Origin of the sequence: Sphingomonas sp. 1185 (assembly GCF_040544655.1) — a bacterium.
Taxonomy (GTDB): domain Bacteria; phylum Pseudomonadota; class Alphaproteobacteria; order Sphingomonadales; family Sphingomonadaceae; genus Sphingomonas.
On the sequence record NZ_JBEPKL010000022.1, the window covers coordinates 64,897 to 72,262 of the forward strand.

The 7,366-nt window shown below is 68.1% G+C and carries 3 protein-coding genes; 1 reads left to right on the forward strand and 2 read right to left on the reverse strand.

Annotated elements, in window-relative coordinates; translation table 11 throughout:
- The first annotated feature begins 18 nt into the window (after positions 1-18).
- Positions 19-6,375 (forward strand): autotransporter-associated beta strand repeat-containing protein, encoded by a 6,357-nt coding sequence (locus tag ABIC44_RS14205; protein ID WP_354296203.1) that lies wholly within the window; start codon positions 19-21, stop codon positions 6,373-6,375.
- A gap of 185 nt (positions 6,376-6,560) precedes the next feature.
- Here the strand turns inward: ABIC44_RS14205 and ABIC44_RS14210 are convergent, their stop codons facing one another.
- On the reverse strand, positions 6,561-6,815 hold the full coding sequence (locus tag ABIC44_RS14210) for a helix-turn-helix transcriptional regulator (RefSeq protein WP_354296204.1): 255 nt from the start codon (positions 6,813-6,815) through the stop codon (positions 6,561-6,563).
- Complete coding sequence (locus ABIC44_RS14215) at positions 6,754-7,230, reverse strand: helix-turn-helix transcriptional regulator (protein ID WP_354296205.1); 477 nt, start codon at positions 7,228-7,230, stop codon at positions 6,754-6,756. The genes ABIC44_RS14210 and ABIC44_RS14215 overlap by 62 nt, the downstream gene beginning before the upstream one ends.
- Between the last annotated feature and the right edge of the window lie 136 nt (positions 7,231-7,366).

The following is a 7,366-nucleotide window of genomic DNA, read 5'->3' on the forward strand; positions in this document are numbered from 1 at the left end:
GGGAAAAGGGGATTCGGGATGGAATCGATCGAAAGTCGCACATCGGCACGGCATTCGGCCACGCGCACGGCGTTGCTGCTGAGTACCGCGCTGGGCTGTGTCGGCTATGCGGCCCCGGCGGGCGCGCAGAATATCGTGAGCTATGGCACGACCGATTATTCGCTGACCCGCAGCGAACGGACCGATGGCGGCCCGCGCACGATCGATATCTCGACCAGCGGGGGTAACATAACGCTCGACTTGGGCGAGGTGACCTCGGTCAACAACGGCACCTCCATCGGGGTCGCGATCGGTGCGAACAACACGGGCACGGGGTCGGTCTCGATCCGCAACACCTCCGCCACCACGACGGGCACCGGCAACAGCAACGCGATCGACGCGCGATCGACCAGCGGGGCGATCACCGTCGATGCCGGGACCACGCAAGGCACGGGTACCGGCATCGGCCTGGCCGCTTTGAGCAATACCGGGGCGATCACCGTCACCTCGACCAATGCATCGGGGCGGTACGGCATCTTCGCCTCCAGCACGGGGTCGGCCGACCTGACGGGCGGCGCGGTGCGCGTGACCAGCGCGGCCGCTTCGGCGGGCATGACCGGCAACCAGGGCACGACCCAAAAGGTCGGCATCGTCGCGCAAGGCGGCACGGTCGTCCTCGACAGCGGCACGGTCACGGTGCGCAGCAGCACCGGGGGCAACGGCATCTTCGCCAGCTCGGGCAAGGGCACAACGGTGCGGGCCACCGACACGCGGGTGGAGGGCAACAACGTCTATGGCGTGCGAGCCTATTCGCTACAGGCGCTGTCGATCACGACCGGCACGGTGACGACGCAGGGCGCCAACGGCGTCGGCATCGGCGCCTTTGGCGACCAGTCGACGACGATCGCCAGCGGGACAATCACCACCAACGGCACGAGCGCGCACGGCATCCGCGTGCAGGCCGCGACCGGACAAAGCACCGACTCCGCTCAGGTCACCGACATCACCAGCGACAGCATCACGACCAACGGCACGGGCTCGTCGGCCATCTATGTCACGCCGGGCACCGGCGCGACGACGATCCGCAGCAATGCGGTCACGTCCGTAGGCGCGGGCACGCCCGCCATCTGGGTGACCGGCGGATCGGGGGCGATCGACATCACCAGCGCCACGATGAATGTCGGCACCAAACAGGCGATTTCCGCGCAGAGCAGCGGTGCGGCTGCCGTCACGGTCAAGAGCACCGAAATCCGCAGCGTCCTGGGCGGCATCGGCGCGACCGGTCGGGGGGCAACGACAGTCACCAGTGACCGGATCATCGTCGAGGGCACGTCGCAGGGGTCCTTCGCCAACGCGATCGGCGCCAGCGGCCATGCGGTCTCGGTTACCAGCGGCACCATCACCGCAGCGGGAGCGGGCGGCACCGGCGGGATCGCGGTCAGCCAGTTCAATACGGCGGGCGCCACCGATGCGGTGACGGTGACCAGCGGCTCGGTCGCGGCCAACGGCAATGGCGGCGCGGGTATCCAGGTCTTCGGCACGACCGGCCCGGTCAGCGTGACCAGCACCGGCGCGGTCTCCACCAACGGCACATGGCTGACCACCGGGAGCGGCACCAACGCCTTCACCCGCTATGCCGACGGCATCCGCGTCGCCAATGCGGCGGGCGCGATCACCGTCGACAGCAATGACGTGACGACCCTGGGCAACCAGGCGATGGGCGTACGGGTCGAGGCGGGCCAGGGGATCCAGAGCTTCGCCATCCCCACGGGCACCACCCTGGGCACCGGGCCGATCAGCGTCATCAGCCGGGGGACGATCTCCACGGCGGGGCAGGAGGCGACGGGCATCGTCGCCCTGACCGGCAACAGTGCCGCGACGATCGACAATCGCGGCACCATCCGCCCCGCCGGAGCCTGGGCCAGCGGCATCGACGCCCGCTTCGGCGCAGGCGAGCTGACGATCACCAGCCGCGACATCGAGGCGATTGGCGAGAGTGCATATGGTATCCGCATCGACCAGCAGAGCGGTTATGGCGACGCCCCGGGCTCGGCCCGGATCACGCTGACCGGCACGACCAAGTCGACGAACCATGCCGTCAACGTCGACATGAATGCGGGCGCGGTCGCGATCACCAATATGGGCGCGATCGTGACGGCGGGCACAAGCAATTTCGACGGTCATGGCATCGAGGTGGAAGGGCCGGTCGACGTCACCGTCGACAATAGCGGGTCGATCACCACTGCGGGAATCCGCAGTCAGGGGATCGAGATCGAGGAGGGCCGCACGGTCGCCATCCGCAGCGCGTCGATCCAGGGGGGCGGCAACGGCGTCATCGGCATCAACGCCACGGGCACCACGTCGCTCGACGTCACCAGCGGGCTGGTTGCAGGCTATCAAAGCGGCATCACCGCCTATGGCGGCACGGTGCGCGTGGCGAGCGAGCGGATCGACACGACGGGGGGCGTGGGCCTCACCGCCTCGGCGGATGGCGCCGTGACGATCAAGACCGGCACGATCAACCTCGTCAGCACTCAGGCGCGCGGGACGAGCGGCGCGCTGACCGCCTTTGGCAACGCCATCACGATCGACAGCGACACCATCGTGGCAAGCGGGCTAGGCAATCGCTTCGGCATCTCGGCCCAGGCGATCAATTACGACGCGGACGGCAAGACCGGTCCGCTGACCATCACCAGCCGCGACATCACCACCACCGGCAATGGCGCGTACGGCATGTTGGCGCTGGGCGGCACGGGGGCGATGACGATCACCAGCACGGGCACGATCACCACCGCTGGCGGGACCCGTTTTGTTGGCAATGGCGACCCGCGCCAGTCCAACGGCATCTGGGCGATCACCGCAGCCGCGCCGGTCACCATCACCAGCAACGCGATCAGCACGGCGGGCGACAATGCCAACGGCATCGCGGTCGAAGCAGGCTCAGCGGTCACCTCGTTCCGGGGCTTTGCCGACCGGGGCGCGGCACAGCCGATCGCGATCACCAGCACCGGCGCGATCACGACGCTGGGCGCCAATGCCAACGGCATCCTGGTCCAGGCAGGCGGCAGCCACACGCGCATCGCCAATAGCGGGACGATCACCACCAGCGGCGCGAACGCCATGGGTATCCAGGTGCAGGCCAATGGCGGCGCGACCACCATCGTCAGCAACGCCGTCGCCACCAGCGGCGCAGGCGCGACGGGCATCCGGGTCGCCGGGGGCACGGGCGCGGTCGACGTGACCGCGACGACCACCGGCGTCACCGGCACCATGACCAACGCGATCGACCTGGCGAGCAGCGGCGCGGTGCGGGTCGATGGCGGCACCGCCTCGGCCACGTCGGGCTCGGCGATCCTCGTCCGGGCGGGCGGCATGGCCTATGTCCGTGCTGCCAACGCGACGGGCGGGGGTGACGGCCATGCGGGCGTCTCGGTCGTCGGGGGCACCGGTGTCACGCTGGCGATCGGCGCGGCCCAGTCGAGCGGCACGGCGCTCACCGATACGAACGGCACCGTCACCCGCGCCGATGCGGTCTTCGCCCAGGCGACAAACGGCGCGATCGACGCGACCATCGGCTCGGCCCGCGCAAGCGGTGCGGGGGCGGACGCGGTACGGCTGATCGCCAATGGCGATGGCGGCGCGGTCACTGCGCGGGTCACCGGCACGCTGGCATCGGACAGCGGCTATGGCCTTTTCATCGACCCGCCGGGTGCGGTCACCATCTCGGTCGCGGGTGGCGCGACGATTGCGGGCCAGTCGGGCGGCATCAGCACGGTGGGCGGCAGCAACGCGATCACCAATGCGGGCACGATCAGCGCCACGGGCGGCGCGGCGATCACGGCGATGGGGGCGACGGCTCTCGACAATAGCGGGACGCTGACCGGCAGTGGCGGGACCGCGGTGCAGCTGGGCGCGAGCAACGACATGGTGACGTTGCGCACCGGGTCGATGGTGACGGGTGCGATCGTCGGCGGGGGCGGCACCGATGCGGCGATGCTGATCGGCACGAGCTCGAGCGCGGCCGAGAACCAGATGGTGGCCAATTTCGCCGGCTTCGACAGCCTGGCGGTGAACTCCGGCTACTGGACCGCGCCGTCCACCGGCATGACCAGCGTCGCGCGCACCACGATCGATACGGCTGCCGCGCTGGAGGTACAGAGCGGGGCGAACGGGCTGACAGGCTTTGCCAGCAATGCGTTCGTCAGCAACGGCACGCTGGTCGTGCGCACCAGCGGCACCGGCAGCGATCCGTTCGGCACCAACACCGTCACCGGCACCGGCGGGGTGACCTTCACCGGCACCGGCACGACCACCCTCTCGGGCGCCAACATGCTGGCGACGACCGGCACCAACCGGGTGGAGGGCGGCACGCTGATCCTGACCGGCGCGCAGGGCGGCACTTTCGCCACCGTCGGCGGGGGCACGCTCCAGATCGGCAATGGCGGGACGACCGGCGACTTCACCGGCAATCTGGTCAACAACGGCACGCTGGTCATCAACCGCTCGAACGACATCGCCTATAACGGCGCACTGACGGGGTCGGGCGTGTTCGTAAAGGAAGGGGCGGGCCGCGTCGTGTTCGGCACCGGCTATGGCTTTACCGGCACCACCGTGCTGAACGGCGGGTCGATCCGGCTGAGCACCCCGGTCGCCGCCAATACCGAACTGGACGTGCGCGGCAGCGGCACCGTAGACCTGTCGGGCCAGGCCAACACCGTGGCGCAGCTGGCGGGCAACAGCACGACCGCGATCGTCAATGTCGCGGGCGGCGCGCTGACCGTAAACCAGGCGAGCAGCACGACCTTTGCGGGCAACGTGGAAGGCGATGGCAGCCTGACCAAGTCGGGCAGCGGCACGCTGAACCTGACCGGCACCAACAGCTATACCGGCCCGACCACGGTCACGGGCGGCAAGCTGGCGGTCAATGGCAGCATCGTCTCGCCGGTCACCGTCGCCTCGGGCGGTACGCTGGGCGGCACCGGCACGGTCGGCACCACCGCCATCGCCTCGGGCGGCATTTACGCGCCGGGCAACTCGATCGGGAAGCAGACGGTCAACGGCAATGTCGGCTTCGCGGCCGGTGCGATCTATCAGGTCGAGGTAAATGCAGCGGGCCAGTCGGACCAAGTCAACGCCACCGGCACCGCCACTTTGTCGGGCGGCACGGTGCAGGTGCTGGCCGAGAACGGCAATTACGGCCGCCTGACCAGCTACACAATCCTGACCGCGGCGGGCGGGGTCAATGGCCGCTTCGCCAGCGTCACGAGCAATTATGCCTTCCTGACCCCGCTGCTCGGCTATCAGGCCAATGCGGTGACGCTGACCCTGGCGCGCAACGACTTCCGCTTCGACGCGCTGGCGACCAACCGCAACCAGGCGCAGGTGGCCAATGCCATCTTCGCGCGCGGCGCCTCGGACGCGCTGTTCAACACGGTACTGTTCCAGAGCAATGCGACCGCGCCCCTGGTCTTCGGTGAACTGGCGGGCGAGCTAAATGCCGGGCTGTCGACCGAACTGGCCGATAGCGGACGACGGATTCGTCATGCCGTGTTCGACCGGGCGATGCTGCCGGGCGGCGAAGGGGTGAGCCTGTGGGCGCAAGGGTTGCAGAGCCAGGCAATGTCGGACGCCAACAGCCAGCGCGCCCGGCTGGTGTCCGACCGCACCGGCATCGTCGGTGGGCTCGACTATCGGACCGGCGAGACCCGGATCGACGTCTTTGGCGGCTGGCAGGATCAGGACGCGGTGCTGCGCGGTCGCGGCGCGCGTGCCGACATCAAGACCGGCTTTGCCGGGGCCGACGTGATCTGGTCGAGCGGCGCGCTGAGCATCCAGGCGGGCGGGCTCTATACCTGGCACGACATCAGGACGACGCGCACCCTGCCGGTCAGCGGGTTCGGCAACGTGGCCGCCACGCCCGACGCCCATAGCGCGCAACTCTTCGCCGAGGCCAGCCACACACTGACGCGCGGCCAGGTGGCGGTGACGCCGTTCCTGCGCCACGCCTATATCCACACGCGGGTGAAGGGCTTTGCCGAGAGCGGCAGTCTGGCCGCCCTCGGCGTCGCCGGTCAGGATCGCGACATCGGCATCGCCTCGGTGGGTATCCGAGTCGGCGGATCGGTGCCGGTGGGCACCGCCACGCTGCTGCCCCGCCTGTCGATCGCCTATGAGCGCACGTACGGCGACCGCATCGGCACCGCGACCCAGCGTCTGGGCGGTAGCGGCCCCACCTTCATCACCACGGGCGCCGGACTGGGCCGTGACGGATTGGCAATTGAGAGCAATCTCGATCTGGTGATGGGACGGCTCAGCATCGGTGTGGGCAGCTTTGCCTCCACAGCCGATCGCTGGTCCGATTATGGCGGCAAGGCTCGGATCGGCCTCCGCTTCTGACGCGCCCCTGTCCCTCGCGTGGGAGTGTCGCGGGGGATGGACCTGACGGGGTCGGATCGTCGCCATGTCGACGATCCGACCCCCCTTTTTATTAGTTTTCCCGATCAACCAGTCCGATCGGGAAGTGCCTCACCGTCTCGCCAGCCGTTCACAATCGATAGAGGCCTTCAGGCTGGCCCGGAACGTCATAACGTCTTCAGATAATCCTCGAAGCGCTGCCCATTTTCAGGCCGGAAGGTGGTGCAAGTGCCGCTGATGACACCGATCCGGTCGACCCGGAAATTGCGGAAAGCATTTCTGGCTTCACACCAACCGGTAAGGAGCCAGGCTGAGTCGAACAGGGTCAGCCCGAGCGGCCGTACGGTGCGCTCGCTCTCGTTATCCGAGAGGTCGACATAGGCTATGCGGAGGACCAAATGTCGGCGTATGGCATCCCGCAACAGTGTTAGATGCGCCCTCGCTTTCCGATGTCTGCGTCGACACCGCGCGCAGCGGGAGGTTCGAGTAAGTCGCTTGCCGGGCTGGTTCCATCGACGCGGCAAACTTCGCCGATGCACGCCGCGCGGCGGCAGCCAGCGGCGCATCGCTCCGCGCCGCGATCAGCCGCATTCCCAGCATGACCGCATCCATCTCATCGTGATCCAGATGCAGGGGCGGCAGGAAATAGCCTCGTTCGAGCTGGTATCCGACGCCTGGTTCACCACGAACCGGCGCGCCCATGGCCTGCAATGTCACCATGTCGCGATAGATTGTCCGCACCGACACGCCGAGCATTTCGGCAAGCGCGTCCGCCGAGATCGGGACTGACCGTCCGCGCAGGTGATCGAGGAGCGAGAAAAGCCGTAGTGAGCGCATGGGCGGGCTGTCGTTTCATCCTGACGGAAACTGTCAGGGACTGAGTAGCCCCTAGATTTCTGGACGCCTTCGGTCCTAATTTTGAGGACAGGAGGCGATGATGGGGAAGCCGAATTTCAGCGAGGCCTTCAAACGT

Coding starts and splice junctions, on each gene's coding strand:
- ABIC44_RS14215 (WP_354296205.1), bottom strand. CDS start 7,230: ATGCGCTCACTACGGCTTTTCTCGCTCCTCGATCACCTGCGCGGACGG.
- ABIC44_RS14205 (WP_354296203.1), top strand. CDS start 19: ATGGAATCGATCGAAAGTCGCACATCGGCACGGCATTCGGCCACGCGC.